Annotated in this window: 24 protein-coding genes and 1 tRNA gene; 3 read left to right on the top strand and 22 right to left on the bottom strand. The window is 41.7% G+C overall.

Features of this window, described 5'->3' with window-relative positions; genetic code table 11:
- Window positions 1-32: 32 nt before the first annotated feature.
- Together rimK and NH454_RS03350 are read right to left on the bottom strand one after the other, a co-directional pair.
- Window positions 33-938, bottom strand: coding sequence for a 30S ribosomal protein S6--L-glutamate ligase (gene rimK, locus NH454_RS03355; RefSeq protein ID WP_135926173.1), 906 nt, complete (start codon window positions 936-938; stop codon window positions 33-35).
- Between the two features lie 56 nt (window positions 939-994).
- A complete protein-coding gene (locus NH454_RS03350; RefSeq protein WP_135926174.1) occupies window positions 995-1,417 on the bottom strand; it encodes an ATP-dependent zinc protease in 423 nt (140 codons plus the stop codon).
- 160 nt (window positions 1,418-1,577) lie between these two features.
- Here NH454_RS03350 and zntB point away from each other — a divergent pair, with 160 nt between their 5' ends.
- Entirely contained in the window at window positions 1,578-2,549 is a 972-nt protein-coding gene (gene zntB / locus NH454_RS03345) for a zinc transporter ZntB (RefSeq protein ID WP_135926175.1), read from the top strand.
- Here zntB and NH454_RS03340 read toward each other — a convergent pair.
- Complete coding sequence (locus tag NH454_RS03340) at window positions 2,544-2,765, bottom strand: Rho-binding antiterminator (protein ID WP_138557041.1); 222 nt, start codon at window positions 2,763-2,765, stop codon at window positions 2,544-2,546. The genes zntB and NH454_RS03340 overlap by 6 nt on opposite strands.
- Window positions 2,766-2,827: 62 nt before the next feature.
- Window positions 2,828-2,902: transfer RNA gene (locus NH454_RS03335), tRNA-Arg, on the bottom strand.
- 220 nt (window positions 2,903-3,122) lie between these two features.
- Between NH454_RS03335 and NH454_RS03330 the strand changes: the two genes are divergently transcribed.
- On the top strand, window positions 3,123-3,305 hold the full coding sequence (locus tag NH454_RS03330; protein WP_054563404.1) for a helix-turn-helix domain-containing protein: 183 nt from the start codon (window positions 3,123-3,125) through the stop codon (window positions 3,303-3,305).
- On the opposite strand, the gene NH454_RS03325 is transcribed toward NH454_RS03330, so the two are convergent.
- Genes NH454_RS03325 through NH454_RS03315 form a run of 3 tightly spaced genes read right to left on the bottom strand, consistent with a single transcriptional unit; the run spans window position 3,302 to window position 5,010 of the window.
- Complete coding sequence (locus NH454_RS03325; RefSeq protein WP_235382222.1) at window positions 3,302-4,108, bottom strand: phosphotransferase; 807 nt, start codon at window positions 4,106-4,108, stop codon at window positions 3,302-3,304. The genes NH454_RS03330 and NH454_RS03325 overlap by 4 nt on opposite strands.
- Window positions 4,109-4,732 carry a nicotinamide riboside transporter PnuC gene (gene pnuC / locus NH454_RS03320; protein WP_135926178.1) on the bottom strand — a complete coding sequence of 208 codons (624 nt, stop codon included), beginning with the start codon at window positions 4,730-4,732 and terminating at the stop codon, window positions 4,109-4,111.
- A gap of 20 nt (window positions 4,733-4,752) precedes the next feature.
- Entirely contained in the window at window positions 4,753-5,010 is a 258-nt protein-coding gene (locus NH454_RS03315) for a YkoF family thiamine/hydroxymethylpyrimidine-binding protein (RefSeq protein ID WP_054563401.1), read from the bottom strand.
- Between the two features lie 114 nt (window positions 5,011-5,124).
- Here NH454_RS03315 and NH454_RS03310 point away from each other — a divergent pair, with 114 nt between their 5' ends.
- Complete coding sequence (locus NH454_RS03310; RefSeq protein WP_054554201.1) at window positions 5,125-5,364, top strand: DUF2960 domain-containing protein; 240 nt, start codon at window positions 5,125-5,127, stop codon at window positions 5,362-5,364.
- On the opposite strand, the gene alr is transcribed toward NH454_RS03310, so the two are convergent.
- The 15 genes from alr to rpmG all read right to left on the bottom strand — a co-directional run bounded on the left by alr (window position 5,365) and on the right by rpmG (window position 15,948).
- Complete coding sequence (alr, locus tag NH454_RS03305) at window positions 5,365-6,444, bottom strand: alanine racemase (RefSeq protein WP_235382221.1); 1,080 nt, start codon at window positions 6,442-6,444, stop codon at window positions 5,365-5,367. It abuts the gene before it with no gap.
- Window positions 6,444-7,823 (bottom strand): replicative DNA helicase, encoded by a 1,380-nt coding sequence (gene dnaB, locus NH454_RS03300; RefSeq protein WP_135926180.1) that lies wholly within the window; start codon window positions 7,821-7,823, stop codon window positions 6,444-6,446. The genes alr and dnaB overlap by 1 nt, the downstream gene beginning before the upstream one ends.
- A 292-nt stretch (window positions 7,824-8,115) precedes the next feature.
- Window positions 8,116-9,057 (bottom strand): DUF4097 family beta strand repeat-containing protein, encoded by a 942-nt coding sequence (locus NH454_RS03295; RefSeq protein ID WP_138557044.1) that lies wholly within the window; start codon window positions 9,055-9,057, stop codon window positions 8,116-8,118.
- An 11-nt stretch (window positions 9,058-9,068) separates the two neighbouring features.
- Entirely contained in the window at window positions 9,069-9,554 is a 486-nt protein-coding gene (locus tag NH454_RS03290; protein WP_235382220.1) for a hypothetical protein, read from the bottom strand.
- Window positions 9,541-10,092, bottom strand: a complete 552-nt coding sequence (locus NH454_RS03285) for an RNA polymerase sigma factor (protein ID WP_235382219.1) — start codon at window positions 10,090-10,092, stop codon at window positions 9,541-9,543. The genes NH454_RS03290 and NH454_RS03285 overlap by 14 nt, the downstream gene beginning before the upstream one ends.
- 142 nt (window positions 10,093-10,234) lie before the next feature.
- Complete coding sequence (locus NH454_RS03280) at window positions 10,235-11,983, bottom strand: polymer-forming cytoskeletal protein (RefSeq protein WP_235382218.1); 1,749 nt, start codon at window positions 11,981-11,983, stop codon at window positions 10,235-10,237.
- Window positions 11,976-12,500 (bottom strand): prepilin-type N-terminal cleavage/methylation domain-containing protein, encoded by a 525-nt coding sequence (locus NH454_RS03275; RefSeq protein WP_135926185.1) that lies wholly within the window; start codon window positions 12,498-12,500, stop codon window positions 11,976-11,978. Before NH454_RS03275 ends, NH454_RS03280 begins: the two co-directional genes overlap by 8 nt.
- Window positions 12,500-12,898, bottom strand: a complete 399-nt coding sequence (locus NH454_RS03270; protein WP_235382217.1) for a prepilin-type N-terminal cleavage/methylation domain-containing protein — start codon at window positions 12,896-12,898, stop codon at window positions 12,500-12,502. Before NH454_RS03270 ends, NH454_RS03275 begins: the two co-directional genes overlap by 1 nt.
- Window positions 12,895-13,347, bottom strand: a complete 453-nt coding sequence (locus NH454_RS03265; RefSeq protein ID WP_135926187.1) for a GspH/FimT family pseudopilin — start codon at window positions 13,345-13,347, stop codon at window positions 12,895-12,897. The genes NH454_RS03270 and NH454_RS03265 overlap by 4 nt, the downstream gene beginning before the upstream one ends.
- 5 nt (window positions 13,348-13,352) lie before the next feature.
- Window positions 13,353-13,784: a type IV pilin protein gene (locus tag NH454_RS03260; protein ID WP_206769175.1), complete on the bottom strand. Its 432-nt coding sequence runs from the start codon at window positions 13,782-13,784 to the stop codon at window positions 13,353-13,355.
- A gap of 340 nt (window positions 13,785-14,124) precedes the next feature.
- Entirely contained in the window at window positions 14,125-14,577 is a 453-nt protein-coding gene (gene rplI, locus NH454_RS03255) for a 50S ribosomal protein L9 (RefSeq protein WP_135926188.1), read from the bottom strand.
- A 35-nt stretch (window positions 14,578-14,612) separates the two neighbouring features.
- Window positions 14,613-14,840 (bottom strand): 30S ribosomal protein S18, encoded by a 228-nt coding sequence (gene rpsR / locus NH454_RS03250; RefSeq protein ID WP_002962753.1) that lies wholly within the window; start codon window positions 14,838-14,840, stop codon window positions 14,613-14,615.
- 12 nt (window positions 14,841-14,852) lie between these two features.
- Window positions 14,853-15,155 carry a primosomal replication protein N gene (gene priB, locus NH454_RS03245; RefSeq protein ID WP_235382256.1) on the bottom strand — a complete coding sequence of 101 codons (303 nt, stop codon included), beginning with the start codon at window positions 15,153-15,155 and terminating at the stop codon, window positions 14,853-14,855.
- A gap of 67 nt (window positions 15,156-15,222) precedes the next feature.
- Complete coding sequence (gene rpsF / locus NH454_RS03240) at window positions 15,223-15,564, bottom strand: 30S ribosomal protein S6 (protein ID WP_135926189.1); 342 nt, start codon at window positions 15,562-15,564, stop codon at window positions 15,223-15,225.
- 228 nt (window positions 15,565-15,792) lie between these two features.
- On the bottom strand, window positions 15,793-15,948 hold the full coding sequence (rpmG, locus tag NH454_RS03235; protein WP_022946036.1) for a 50S ribosomal protein L33: 156 nt from the start codon (window positions 15,946-15,948) through the stop codon (window positions 15,793-15,795).
- Window positions 15,949-15,950 lie beyond the last annotated feature (2 nt).

Genomic DNA, 15,950 nt, shown 5'->3' with positions numbered 1-15,950 from the left:
GCACTGTTCCTTTTAATAGAGCGCTTATTTTCTTAGCCTTTACCACGAGTTGCAGTTCTTTTTGTAGCGGCTGTTTTCTCAATAAAATTGATGATCATGCCAGCAATGTCCTTGCCTGTTGCTACTTCAATGCCTTCAAGGCCTGGTGATGAATTTACTTCCATCACTAATGGACCACGTGCAGAACGAAGTAAATCGACACCTGCTACGTTCAAGCCCATCGCTTTAGCAGCTGCAACCGCAGTTCTTCTTTCTTCAGGCGTAATACGCACAAGTGTCGCACTACCACCACGGTGTAAGTTCGAACGGAACTCACCTTCTTGAGCTTGACGCTTCATAGCAGCAATAACTTTATCACCTAGTACGAAACAGCGAATATCAGCACCGCCAGCTTCTTTGATGTACTCTTGCACCATGATATTGGCTTTCAAGCCCATGAATGCTTCAATTACACTTTCTGCTGCTTTGCGTGTTTCAGCTAATACCACACCGATACCTTGCGTACCTTCAAGTAGTTTAATTACTACAGGTGTGCCACCTACCATGCTTAATAAGTCTTTTACGTCATCAGGTTTGCTCGCAAAGCCTGTTACTGGCATACCCACACCTTTTCGCGAGAGTAGCTGTAGTGAACGTAATTTGTCACGTGAACGGGTAATAGCAACAGACTCGTTCACAGGAAATACGCCCATCATTTCAAACTGACGTAATACCGCACAACCATAGAAAGTTACTGATGAACCAATACGTGGCACGATAGCATCAAAATCTTTTAAATTTTCGCCACGATAATGAATTTCTGGTTGCTCTGAATTAATGTTCATGTAACAACGTAGTGCATCAATCACTTTTACTTCATGACCACGCTGTTCTGCTGCCTCTATCAAGCGACGTGTTGAATATAAATTTTGGTTGCGAGATAAAATACCAAGTTTCATAGTTAAAACCTTAACTGTTTAACTCATACACATTAAAAATGTGTCATAAGTCCTTTTTATAATAAGTGTGATAAAGCCGGATCAACGACTATACGATTTTCCATTGCTGTGCGCCCTAGCAACATTCTAAATTTCATCGTTGCACGGTTACTTAAGGTTACTCTTACAGGCCAGCTTTGGTCTCCTGCAACGAGTTTTGTTTCAATAAAGTAACGAAGTTCACGCTGACCACTCGAACTGGTCACGTACTTACGCTCAACGATTTTTGCACGACACAACACTGTTGTTTCTACATCTTCTTGCAGAGGATGGGTACTAAATTTCACCCAGTTTTCGCCATTTTCTGAAAATTCCTCAATATCAAACGCATGAATACAAGATGTACGCGCACCTGTATCCACCTTCGCTTTGATCTTCTCAATGCCCAGTTCTGGCAAGCTCAGCCACTCACGCCAGCCAACTATCATTTTTGCGGTCATTCATGTGCCCTCTTTAAAAAAGTGTCTTATACGCTACAGCGCTAGAAACTCCAACGAAATATATTTATCCCCTCGATAAATCGATTTCATTAATATAGTCTTGACTATACTTATGTATATACTCAACTATATCGCACTATTTGTAAAATGAGAGCTCAATATGATCAATGGGTTACTTCATGTCTTAATCTTAGACGAACAAGGCGGCGCACGTGCTATTGACAATAGTACCGAGCTGCAAAATTGGCAACCTGCACACGGAAAACTTTGGGTTCACATGGACTACAGTCAGGCCGATGCAGTGCAGTGGCTTGAACAAAGTAACTTATTAACAGATTACGAACTTGAGTCCCTTATTGCTGATGAAACACGCCCTCGCCTAACTAAAGTTACCAACGGTAACATGCTGTTTTTACGTGGTGTAAATTTAAACCCCGCGCAAAGTCCAGAAGATATGGTGTCGTTACGTTTATTCATCAACGAGAATGTTATTGTTACAACGCGTAAACGCCGTTTATTATCGGTGCAAGACGTTGTTGAATCGTTCGATGGTAGTAATGGCCCTTGCTCAATCTCTGAATTAGTGTGTCAATTAGCGCAAAACCTAACGTCTCGTATGCAAGCGGTGATCGATAGCCTTGATGACACACTCGATGGCTTTGAAGATGAAATTGATGAACCAAACAAAGGCTTTGATCATCAATCGCTAGCGCAAATTCGTCGTCAGACAATCGCGTTAAAACGTTATTTAAGACCACAAAAAGAAGCACTTATTACTTTGTTAAACAACAAATATAAGTGGCTAGATGAAGACGATAAAGCACGCTTAAACGAAACAACCAATATGTTGATCCGTTATTTAGAGGAGCTAGACAGCTCGATTGAACGTGCGCAAATTATTCAACAAGCGATTACCAGCCAAGTGTCGGAGCAACTAAACCAACGCATGTATGTGATGTCGGTGGTTGCTGCACTGTTTTTACCACTTGGCTTCTTAACAGGCTTACTCGGTGTAAACGTGGGTGGAATTCCGGGGACTGAAAGCCCTTATGCATTTAGCTTGTTTATTATTTTCTTGCTGGTGCTAACCGTTGGAATTGGCATTTACTTTAAAAATAAGAAGTGGCTATAACGCGATAACCTTTTTAATTAAATCAAGGCGGACGGCATGTTCGCCTTTTTTTGTCGCCAAAATCAGGTGCTCGCCATCGGAGTTAAATATTTTGAGTGTCTCAGCCCTTCCCTCTACCTGTTCACCAGATACTAAGGTAATACTCAATAATGATTTATGCATGCACCATAATTCGTACTTATCGTAGTCGCCACAGTCTATGGGTTGATAGGTCATTTTACTTTTGAGTCTTATTAAAGAGTAAATCGAGCTTAGAAGATATTAAAGTGAAGAGCAAATGGCGCTCTCGGCAGGGATCGAACCTGCAACTTAGCCTCCGGAGGGCCACGTGATATCCATTTCACCACGAGAGCACATTTGTCGTCGCCAGTACTGACTCGCGATATCAGCATGACAACCCGGCAATGATAATGGCATCTGTCATTAAATGCTAGCGCCGAGCTCTCTATATGCACATAAATTCAGCAATTTGCATTAAAACACTTCACTTTCGGGCAGAACCAAGGTATTAACGTATACTTAGTAAAATTAATAACAAGGTGGCATTCTTTGCCGCATAAGGGGAATTTGATCATGAGTTTAATGTCTACAGAGCAAGTGGCGGAATTTTTAGGTGTCAAAGTTGAACGTGTAAAACGCCTTGCTCGCGAACATTTACTGATCTCTAAATCACAAGATGACAAAGGTGAGCCTTTGTTTGATCCAGAAGACGTAAAAAAATATAAAGAGCTTGCCGAGCGAATTGGCGGTCTTTAGTTTTTAACTTTTAATATGAAGTGGTTAAGCTGTGTAAGCAGTGGCGCCACTTTGTCCATCGCACCACGTTGTTCATACCAGCAAATACATAAAAGTAAAAACAATGCATGAAACGCCGCGAGCTTTTCAACTGATAAGTTAAACTCGTAATGGTCGCACACAAGCGCATGGTAACTTTTAAGTAATGCTAGTTGCTGCTCGTCATTCAGTGCAAAACTCACCACTAGCGCCGCTAAGTCAAAATAAACATCGTTACTTTTGGCATATTCAAAGTCGATCAAAAACATACCTGATTCATTCACAATGATATTTTCTTTTACTAAATCATTATGGCAAAAGCCCATATCTTTTGGTGCTGAAGCAATATAAGCCAGTGATTGCTTAATTAGCTCTGCGTGTTGCTGGTAACGGGGTGTTTGCTGGTAATAGTTAATTTCGTAGGCAATATCCATAGGCTCAGTTAGCACAGGATAACGATGTAAATTCACTAAATCAGGCAATAAGCTACTACAGAACTCCCCGCTTGCAATGCTACCTGCCACGTATTCAAAAATAGCGGTATCGGTTGCTTGCTCTAACCAAAGCGGTGCTGGACAGCAGCTTTGCTTTGCAAAGTGCGTTTGCGCAGCAAGGCCAATTGCAGGCCAGTGGTCGCGATAATGCTTAACCAAGAAATCTTTATTTGAGGTTTTTACTAAGTAGTTGTCATTGCTTAATCCCTCAACCAGCGGGCTGATTGAGGTAATAATTAAATGGGGGTCAAAACGCGCAAATAACGCGTGAATTTGTTGCTCAGTTTTCATCTATAGCTGTGCAAGCGGCTTAGCCTGATGCTGCTCGTATTCTTCGTACCAAGTTTTAAAGCCCCACGCTGCCATAATGGTGTAAAACACAAAAAGAACTAAGGTTGGGTAATAACCTTTTTCAAAGTACAAATACATCGAAGCTGCATCAATCACAATCCAGTATAACCAGTTTTCCAGTACCTTCTTAGCAACAAGGTAGGTTGTCACCACAGCAAAACAGGTGGTAAAACTGTCTAAATAAGCAAAATCAGCATGGGTGTAATTGGTCATCACAAAACCAATAACAACTGAAGCTAATGAAGTAGCAAGCAAAATCACTGCATGGCGCTTCAACGACCAAGAAATTATTGGCAGATGATCTTTATTGTTCATGCCCCGGCGCCAAACTACCCAACCATATACCGCCATATACATGTAGTAAAAATTAAGTAGCGACTCCATCAACAGTGCGCCATTCCAGTACATCACGGTATAAATAAAGGTGCTCAAAAACGCGGCAGGCCAACACCATAGGCTTTCTTTAATCGCTAACAGTAAATACGCCATCGACAATGCAACGGCAATGTATTCCCAATGCGACATGGCAGTAAAGCCTGAGAAGGTTTCGCTCAAAAATTCCATAACACGCGCTACTTTAGAGATTAGTCTTCGCTAGGCGACAAGTCACCATGTAAGAACTTACAAACAAAAATAGCTTTACCAAACTCTTCATATGAACGTTTGATTTCAGTATTAAGTACAGACATCACTAAATCATAATCACCGAAAATCTGTGTCGATAAGGTATTGGTGATCACTTTTAGACCTTCATAACTATTTACACGGTCAATAAAACCTTTAATAAACGGAATATAATCTTGGTGAAGTGGATACTTGCTGATCTCTACTGAAAGTTTCATATGCGTTACCGAGTATTTTCAAAGTATTGCATTGTAACTCGCTTATACTAACAAGTCATGGCTCTGGCTATTTTTTAGTGTAAAATCAGCCCCGATAAACATTGAGGACTCATTATGGCACGCCGCATCACTTATAAATTTAAAAACCAACCGCGCGAAATCAATTTTGCTAAAGATAAATACCGCGATATGTATCATGCGATAGCTGCGGCTGAAGGCATTGATTTAACGAATTATTTAAAGATGGAACAGCAAGTCGAAATGACTTCAAAAGGTTCTGCAGCAGTGCGTAATTTTCGTGATCAAGAATTCGCACGAATGGGCTTTAGCGACGTGTATTTTATTAAAGAATAGTTATTCTTGATACTCGTAGCTTACTCGCGGGGTGATATTACACAGTAACTCGTAAGGAATGGTGGTCGCACACTGGGCAATCTCTTCAACAGGAAGCTCAGGCCCCCACATGATCACCTCATCTCCTACTTTGATATTGTCGTGGTTATCACCAATATCGACCGTGATCATATCCATCGCCACACTGCCGACAATACCATAGCGCTGCGACTTAATAATAACCGGTGTGCCCTGCTCGGCATGACGCGGATAACCATCACCATAGCCCATCGCAACTACGGCAAGCTTAGTGGCTTTATCACTACACCAACGGCCACCATAGCCAACACATTGATTAGCCTCAACATCACGAATCGCAATAACGCGTGTCGTTAAACGCATAACAGGTTCAAGCCCGTGCTGTTGACCAACACCATTAAGCATTGGCGATACGCCATAGAGCATCAACCCCGGGCGTACCCACTCGCCATGACCTTTTGGCCAAGCAATAATGCCAGCTGAGTTTGCAAGGCAATACTGCTCGCTTTTGCCATCAGCTAATGAATCAAACAAAGCAATTTGCTGAGCGGTCTTTTCATCATTGATGTCATCGGCACACGAAAAATGCGTCATTAATTTAATGTCATCACGGGCATTAGGACTTGCTTTTAAGCGACTGTAAAAAGACTCAAATTGCGATGGTGCAATCCCTAAGCGATGCATGCCGGTGTTAATTTTTAACCAACATGCAATCGGTGCATCAAGCATTGCATTTTCAAGGCTGGTGAGCTGATTCTCATCATGAATGATGGTTTGAAAGTTATTCGCCAGCAAAATTGGCAGATCGTCTTGATGAAAAAAACCTTCAAGCAATACAATCGGTTTTGTCAGTCCACCGGCACGTAGCGCTAACGCTTCGTCAATTCGTGCTACCGCAAAAGCGTCGGCATCATTTAAGTATTGGGCAATTTTTACTAAGCCATGACCATAGGCGTTGGCTTTTAGCACCGCCATTACTTTGCAACCAGGCGCAAAGCGCTTCACTTGCGCTAAATTATGGGCAAGTGCTTGAAGGTTGATTTCGGCAATGGCTAAGCGCATTAGTATTCGTCATCCATAGCTGGACCCGCGTAGTTATCAAAACGCGAGAATTGACCTTGGAACGTTAAACGTACTTTACCGATTGGGCCGTTACGCTGCTTACCAATGATGATTTCGGCCACGCCTTTTTCAGCACTGTCTTCGTTATACACTTCATCACGGTAAATAAACATGATTAAGTCGGCATCCTGCTCGATCGAGCCTGATTCACGTAAGTCGGAGTTGATTGGGCGTTTATCGGCACGTTGCTCTAGAGTACGGTTTAGCTGTGATAATGCAATAACCGGACATTGCAGTTCTTTTGCCAGTGCTTTTAATGAGCGAGATATTTCAGCAATCTCTAAGGTACGGTTATCAGATAAGCTTGGTACACGCATTAACTGTAAATAGTCGACCATGATCATACTAATACCGCCATGGTCGCGGGCAATACGACGTGCACGCGAGCGTACATCTGTGGGTGTTAGGCCCGATGCATCATCAACATACATCTTACCTTTTTCCATCAACAAGCCCATGGTTGACGACAGGCGCGCCCAGTCATCATCATCAAGCTGACCAGTACGCACCTTAGTTTGGTTAATGCGACCTAGCGATGCCAGCATCCTCATCATGATTTGCTCTGAAGGCATCTCTAGTGAGTAAATAAGCACAGGCTTATCTTGTGTCATAGCTGCGTGTTCGGCTAAGTTCATCGCGAAGGTGGTTTTACCCATCGATGGACGTGCCGCCACGATGATAAGGTCAGAAGGCTGCATACCTGCCGTCATTTTATCAAGGTCGGTATAACCTGTACTTACACCGGTTACACCATCTTGCGGCGACTGATAAAGCTCTTCAATCTTATCGACGGTTTTTTCTAAGATGCTATGTAAGCTTTGCGGCCCTTCAGTACTTTTTGTGCGTTGCTCTGCAATTTTAAATACTTTACTTTCGGCAAAGTCGAGCAAATCATGGCTGGTACGCCCTTCAGGGCTAAAGCCAGCTTCGGCAATTTCGTTCGCAACACCAATCATTTCACGGATAACAGCACGTTCACGAACAATATTCGCGTAAGCATCAATGTTCGCTGCACTTGGCGTGTTTTTGGCAATTTCGGCAAGGTAGGCAAAACCACCGACACTACTTAACTGATTATTTTTTTCTAAGCTTTCAGAAATAGTGATCAAATCGATAGGGTCGCCACTTTCAGCAAGGCTCACCATTGCTTCAAAAATTAGCTTGTGGGTGCGGGTATAAAAATCCTGTGCAACCACTAACTCAGCAACACGGTCAAACGCTTGATTATCAAGCATTAAACCACCTAAAACAGATTGCTCAGCTTCAATTGAATGGGGAGGAACTTTTAATGTGTCGACTTGCTTATCTGGTTTGGCCATAACTTCACAAAACTTAAATTGAATGGCTCTATTCTATCGACTTGCTAAGGCTGTGCAAATAGTTAATACCAATCGACTTAAATATTTGGTCATTCTAGCATGCTAAATAAAGCGCTAACTGCGTTAGAAATGTCTAAAGTAGAGTAACTACATGTCAAAATTTCTGCCTTGTTATCACTTCATTTATCTGTCGCTATTTAAGACCAACAACTTAACACGATTGGTATAAGCGGGAAGTCCTCCCGCTTTATTGTAATTGAGTGAAATATTGTAATTGAGTGAACTGTAATCGTTATTTCTGTTTACGAAGTTCAATGCGTCCGCTAATCGTATCCATTTCGATATCAGCATCGCCACCGTTAATACTAAATTCTAAGTCGCTAGATGGGCCGTATTTAGCCTTCGTTGCTCTGTCATCACTCAGCTCATTAACGATTTTACCGTTAGCATGAGCTTCAATTTCAAACTTTGCCGATACATCTGCAGGGAAGTAAAACTCGGCGTCACCACTGACTGATTCAAAACGAATATTGGCATCTGCTAGCAGCTTGTTGATGTGAACTTCCGCTTCACCGTTTACTGTGTTTATGCGTAGCTTTTTAATTGCATCAAAGGCAAAGTCAATATCACCATTTACGTTCTCAAGGCGAACATCTTGCGCTTTGGTTTTTGATTTTATATCACCATTAACTGCAGTAAAGCGTAAGGCACCCTGTGAGTTTTTATCGTTGATTTCACCATTGACTGTTTCAAAGCGAATATCACCGTTAAGATCATGGGCATTTACATCACCATTGACTGTTTCAAAGCTCATGTTGCCGCTAATTTTTTGCACTGTAATGTCGCCGTTGACGGTATCGATTTCAGCGCCGGCTTCAAGCTCTTTAGCACTGACGGTTACATTCACACCGGCAAACTCAAGCTCACTGCTTTTTGGCATGTAAATGGTTAAACGTGAACCGTCACCGTTATTCCAACCACGTAAGTTACGCGGCATTTTGACGATAAATTCAACACGGCTGCCTTCCACATCTAAACGATAACCTTCGGCTTTATCATCAAGCTCACCTTCGATTTTAAGTTGAGGCTTATCCCAGCCTTCAATGCGTACATCACCCCGTTGATTTTCAATAAAAATACGTTTATTTACAGGCACATCAATTTGTTCATTAATGGTTTGTCCTGCCATTGCCATCAGTGGCAATAATCCTAATGTTAAAGCTAGTAATTTCATAATTGTCACTCCTAAATCGTTTGCCACTTCGGTGCATGCACCTTGTTAATTAAGTCCAGTTGTTGCTGATAAACCTGTGAGAGCATTTGTAATAAAGCTGGATTTTCAGGTTCATTCTCAAGTGCTTGCTTGATGGCGCTTTCTGCTTCTTCTAACTCTTTAAGCTGTTGCTGCCAATTATCGGTTAATGCAGGTTGATTTTGATACTGCACCAATAAACCTTGCTTTTGCTTAGTGAAATAATCACTCATTGCCATCATGCTATTTGATTCACCTTGACCGACAAAAAGCTGTACGGTCAACAGTGCAGCAATACAACAAGCAGCCACAGCCGCGAGCTTATTCCAGCCATGAGTTGGTTTCTCAATTTGCTGCGTTTGCGGCTCTGCAATTGCTCGCTCAATACCCGGCCAGAGATCTTTATCTGGGCTAATATCTTGCTTCTGGTTAAGCGAGTCATTTAAAAATTGTTCAAATTCTGGCTTACTCATTTTCATACCACTCTTTTAATAACTGCCTTGCACGGTGAAATTGCGATTTACTAGAACCGACCGCCATATCAAGCATGCTTGCTATCTCTTCATGGCGATAACCTTCAATGGCATGGAGCACAAACACCATACGTGCTCGCTCAGGTAGTCTCAGTACTAATTTATCGAGGCCGTTAAAGCCGTCACAATCTGCTGCGCTTTGCTCATCCATACCGCTTTGTTCAAAACTCACTACTTTTTGAAACCAGCTTTTATGTTTGCGAATGTAGCTAATCGCAATATTGCTGGTAACACTGTGTAACCAAGTCGAAAATTGTGAGCGTCCATCAAAGTTCGCGATTTTGTGCCACAACTGTACAAACACTTCTTGTGTTGCATCTTCGGCGTGCTCTTTGTCTGCAAGTAATCGCAAACAAAGGCTATAAACCCGCTTCACATGCAACTCATAAAGTGTTGCATAGGCAGCTTGATCACCGCTTTTAACCCGCTCGATCAAGGCATGCTCACTTTGCTGGACGAACGCTTGTTCTGCATCTATCAACATCCTGGATGTTGTCCTTTATGATTATTATTGTGAATTTAGTGTATTAGACGTAAGGGAGGATTCAAAAGGTTTAAATGAAATTAAATTTTTTTGTGTAAGCTACAAATAATTGAGCTTACACAATTTTATTTGGGGGCTTGCGTTATTCGGCAGGTGATGCGTCGCTTTCGTCTTCGCTTGTTTCTGCGGTTTTGTAGCGCCAACCTAAAAACACAATACGAGCTGGAGATGACGGTGTCGTGCCATTTTTAACCTGCAACAAACTTGCATCGTAATGGGCACCACTGCCCCCTGTCGCTGTGATACTTGAGCCACGAACGCTACCAAATAGCTCACCACTACCAGATAACTTTACCGTTGTGAGGGGCGCATATATCGCAGCATATAAATTTGCAGATCCACTAAATTGCACTCCGTTGATGCCATTAAATGTTGAATAAAATGACAGTGAAGGATGACCACTGCTGGTTAACCCTTCTTGTTCAGTGATCACTTTTGCTCCCGCACCAATGCTCACTTTGCCGGTGATTAACACGGTTAAACTGCTGTCTTTCTTTATTGTAAGAGTCGTGTCGCCTTCCATTGAGAAGTCACCATCAACCAATAAAATAACATCACCACCAGAGACCTCCATTTTACCGTCACTGGTCATTTTTAATCGGTCTAGTGCAAATATAGATTCCTTACTATTACTACCGCTTGTTTTTGTTTGTGGATTTGAATCAAACAAGAAAATATCCGCAAACGTCGGAAAGATAATTTGTCGACCATTTTGACTAAAAAAACCTTTTTGAGTGTTCAGCTTGAATTGCTGTGTTGGCCCAATCGAAACAGTATCATAGTCAGTAACTTCATCGAGAATATCGACCATTTTCTCTGGAAGTATAAGAGGATCACAGTTGGTGTCTGGGTTGCTCGGATCGTAATCTGGTGCACTAGGATCTGCAACGGTAACAGGTGCAACATTTGGGTTTACATTAAACTTACTATCACTGTAATGAACACCATTTTGCTGATTATTATAGGTATCTTTAAAGTCACCTGTTCCACCATACATAATATCCAGCGCTTCACCTTGGTTATTTGTAATAAACGTCGACCACTGCATTTTGGCATCGCCATTAGCTCTAACAACACCTGACACAGTGCCACCACGATGGGTATAATACCCACCCGTGTAGACGTTACCGTCAACACGTAAACCACTACCTGGTGAAATATACACCCCGGTATTTGAATGAATATTACCTATAATCGGTGATGAACCATTTAAGTAGATAACCCCTGTAGCCTTAACATCACCTCTTATAGGAGAATGACCAGACAGCACAACATCCGAATCACCAGCGATGGTCGATACATCGCCATCATTCGATTTTGTTTCTTCATAGCTACCTTTGCTAGAGTCGTAGCTATCAATACTGCCACTCCCCGATAAGTTAACGCCTTTACAACCCACCATCGCATTAGTAAATACAGAGCTTCCTTTAGCTCCTTGCAGTGCAAAGCGTGCAACTAGATTACTTTGTGCATCTCCCTCAAAACGCTGACCTAAACTGGCAATTTCTAGTTCACCATCGGCATTTTTACTTACACTGGCATTAAACGTAGCATCAGCAGCGATAACGCCCACTCCTGAGGCATCGCTTGTTTTATTGATCAACTCATCAACCGCGAGAATACCTTCTCGATTAATAGTTTGCTGCAATAACTTAGCTTGTTCAAAAACACCTTTTTCGGCTAGTAAACGACTGTTTAGTTTTTTCTGAAAATTACCACTTAAGCGCTCTTGTACAATTGTTTCGCGTAATGAACTCAGCACCACAATACTCGCCATGCTGGTTAAAATAAGAACCGTAAAAAGCGTAAAACCAGCTTGTTTATTAAACACGACTATTCCCATATGCTTTGAGTAAAATTGCGTTCGTTAAGGCAATATCGATGTTGATACCTTGACCAAATTGAGTTGGTAAATCCCGTGGTTTGACACTTATCGTGACCAAGTCACCAGATAAACTAAACGATAATGCTTCAATACCAGTTAGTAAGCGTTCGGCAACCGCACCATTTAACGAGCATAATAAGTCGTTGCCATTTAAACGATAGATTTCTGTCACTTGAGACGTGGTAATAGAGCCATCACAGGCAATAACGCCACTTGGCTGCGTAATTGTGATCGTGCTGTTATCTGCACTAACGATTGGCGTTAATTGCGTTTGTTTTATACTTCGGGTGAACACTTTACTTGTGAAGCGAATCACTTCTTGGGCGTTTTCAAGTTCTTTACTTACCGCAATCGTACTTTTAATAGCCGAATAAGATAAACTCACGCCTGCAAGTAAAAATGCCCCTGCTGCAAGTGCAACCATCAGCTCAACTAAACTAAAACCCTTACCACGCTTCATCATTAGCAAGCCGCCGATAAATCGGGAAAACTGGCGTTTAAACTAATTTGGTTTTCAGCGTTATCAGTCATACGTTTATCAACCCAGCCAACATTTATTTGCATATCGTTACTGTAAGAAGCCGGAATCGTCAGTTGGTAGTCGTTTACTTGTGGCTTAAGGCTTTCTCTAAAAGTGGCATCCTGAAACAAAGCGGGATCGGTTTTTTGAATTTCACAGACATGCGGCCATAAACGCTCAATTGTGTTTTGGCCTTGAATAAGTGACACCGTATAATGAAAACTATTGGTCGCATACTGTAAAGACTTCAACTGCGCTGCAGCTAAACCCAATAACGCTATCCCAGCAATAACAACAGAAATCATGACCTCTAGTAATGAAAAACCTGCTTGTTTGTTCATGCACACCCTCGCTGTGAACTTTCAACTAACCAATTTTGCCCACTTTTAAGTACACACATCACATAGTCTGTGGTGTTAACATGCTCATCTTGAATACGAATACTTGCTTGTCTATCAACCTCACCACTGGCACTCACCGTTAATGAGACCAAATTGACGCTAACTCCAGCTTTTGTCACAGAAAATGCTTTTAAAATAGTATCAACACCGGCTTCATTTAAAGTCACTTCCCAGCGGTTATCACTCACAACTAATCGAATCGACTTATCGCGTTTTACAGCTTCACTGCGTGCATATTTGTAAACGTTGTTGAGTTGATTTGCGGTAGTAATGACGCGATCTTGCAAAATCTGCTGGCTAAAAGATGGCAATGCAAGACTTGCCAAAATCCCAATAACACCGAGCACCACTAATAATTCAACTAGGGTAAAACCAACTAAACGACGCAACTTAGTTACTCCCAACAATCATTGGCTGTCGCGCTGTAACTACCATCATGGTTAACGACAAGCTCACCACAGCGATCGCCCGCTTGTGCAGATCCCGTATTAGGTGTTGCTTTTAAACTGTAGCCACGGTTTTTAAAATCACTCACTGCACCAGCAGCTTTATCGGTGGCAGTATAAGTAAAAGAGTAATAGCTAGTATCTTGCGTTGTGAATGTATTGGGATATCCACCATTTCGCGAATAGATACGCTCAAGACTTGCACTATATTGAAGTAATTCTTGTTGAATATCAGCACGTCGGCTGCGCTGCATATGCTCAGTATAAGCGGGTAATGCCACACTGTAGAGAATACCTATAATTGCTACAACAATAAGTAATTCAACTAATGTAAAACCACGTTGCTTACCTTGTCCACTTAACACGAGCGCATTTAACAATCTTAATACCTCTAATACTTTTTTGTTAAAACAATATAAATGACAGCGTTGTCAGTGTCAATTTTAACCAATTTACCTTTATTCATCCGATTATACTAATAAGAAGAATAAAATTAAGAAAAAAGAATGCTTGTTTGTAAAATAGGTAAGATTATAGGATTATCTATTAGGTATTTAAAGCGTGAAAACTAATACCATTTACCGTAAACCTATGAGTTGATAGCGGTACAAAACGCTACAATTAAGCGTGTTTAAGGCTAATTCAGAAAGTGGCTATTACTCAAATTTCAGGCACAAAAAAGCCGCACCTAAGCGCGGCCTTTTTTACTTAATATTGCTATTAAGCTTCAGCGATAACGATTACTTTGATAGTAGCCGTTACGTCTGAGTGTACTGCGATTGCTACGTCAAATTCGCCAGTCTCACGGATAGTACCTAGAGGTAAACGAACTTCTGATTTAGCAACTTCAACGCCAACAGCTGAAATAGCTTCAGCGATGTCGCGAGTACCGATAGAACCGAATAACTTGCCTTCGTCACCAGCTTTAGAAACTAGTGTAACTTCAGCTAATGCTTCTAACTTGTCAGCGCGAGCTTGAGCAGCAGCTAGATCTTCAGCGATCTTAGCTTCTAAATCAGCACGACGTGCTTCGAAAGTTTCGATGTTAGCTTTAGTTGCAGGAACTGCCTTACCTTTTGGGAAAAGGAAGTTACGTGCGAAGCCAGATTTAACTACAACCTGGTCACCTAGGCCACCTAGGTTTGCGATCTTGTCTAGTAGAATAACTTGCATGTCTCTACACCTTTTAAAAACTGTTAATCCGCTGCTTACTTATGTAAGTCAGTGTATGGAAGAAGGGCTAAGTAGCGAGCACGCTTGATAGCAGTTGCTAGCTGACGCTGATATTTAGCGCTAGTACCTGTGATACGGCTAGGTACGATTTTGCCACTTTCTGTAACATAGTTTCTAAGAGTAGCTAGATCTTTATAATCGATTTGTTGTACGCCTTCCGCTTTAAAGCGGCAGAACTTACGACGTCTGAAATAACGTGCCATGAGTATAATTCCTCAAAAAATTCTTTCTATATGTTGAGCATGCAAGACCAATTGGCTTAAGCCGCTTCGACCTTCGTGACGGTTTAAAAACCCCGTCACCTGCACTTGGTGCCCAACGTGCAATTGTTGAGTCTGTTGTTGCAATGGCGTGCCGCTGGCAACAACTTGAAGCCTGACATAACTATTACGGTTAAGGTCTGCTTCAACTTGCATCGATTTATGTTCAAGAACAAAAATACAATGCGGTATACCAGCAGGGCTTTGACTATATTTTGGGGTTTTACATACAACCCCAGATAGTGTCAGCTGATTCATATAAGGATTAAGCGGTTGGCTCATCTTTTTGTCTCAACTGCAAGCGCCATGCTTGAACTCAAAACGATTAAGCAGCTGGTGCTTCTTTCTTCTCTTCTTTCGCAAGAGGAGATGCTTCAGTTACAGCGTCTTTAGTACGCATAACTAAGTTACGAAGCACTGCATCGTTGTAGCGGAAAGTAGTTTCTAGCTCGCTGATTACTTCAGTAGGTGCTTCAACGTTCATAAGAACATAATGAGCTTTGTGAAGCTTGTCGATTGGGTAAGCCAATTGACGACGGCCCCAGTCTTCAAGACGGTGGATAGTACCACCAGCTTCAGTGATAGAACCAGTATAACGTTCGATCATACCAGCTACTTGCTCACTCTGATCAGGGTGAACCATGAATACGATTTCGTAATGACGCATGGATATTCCTTACGGTTAATAGAGCCTTCTACCGTTTCGGCCAGTCGGTTTAAGGCAAGGAATTAAATTTAATAAGCCGAAATGAGCGCGCATTTTACGCTTAGATTGATAATTAAGCAAGATAAAACAGCAAGCCAAGCTAGATTATTGTGCTCTAATAAAATTTTCTAAGCGCTAAAAACAAAAAACCCAGCCGAGGCTGGGTTTTTGAGATTCTGAAAACTAAAATTACTTGATTTTAGCTTCTTTGAAAATCACGTGTTTACGAGCTTTAGGATCGTATTTTTTGATTTCCATTTTTTCAGGCATGTTACGCTTGTTCTTGTCGGTAGTGTAGAAAAAACCAGTACCAGCAGTTGAAACTAAACGGATCTTATCGCGCATGA

This window comes from Pseudoalteromonas sp. Ps84H-4 (assembly GCF_024124645.1).
GTDB classification, from domain to species: Bacteria; Pseudomonadota; Gammaproteobacteria; order Enterobacterales; family Alteromonadaceae; genus Pseudoalteromonas; species Pseudoalteromonas lipolytica_C.
The sequence above is the reverse complement of the archived record's forward strand: the minus strand, read 5'-3'. Positions and strand labels throughout refer to the sequence as shown.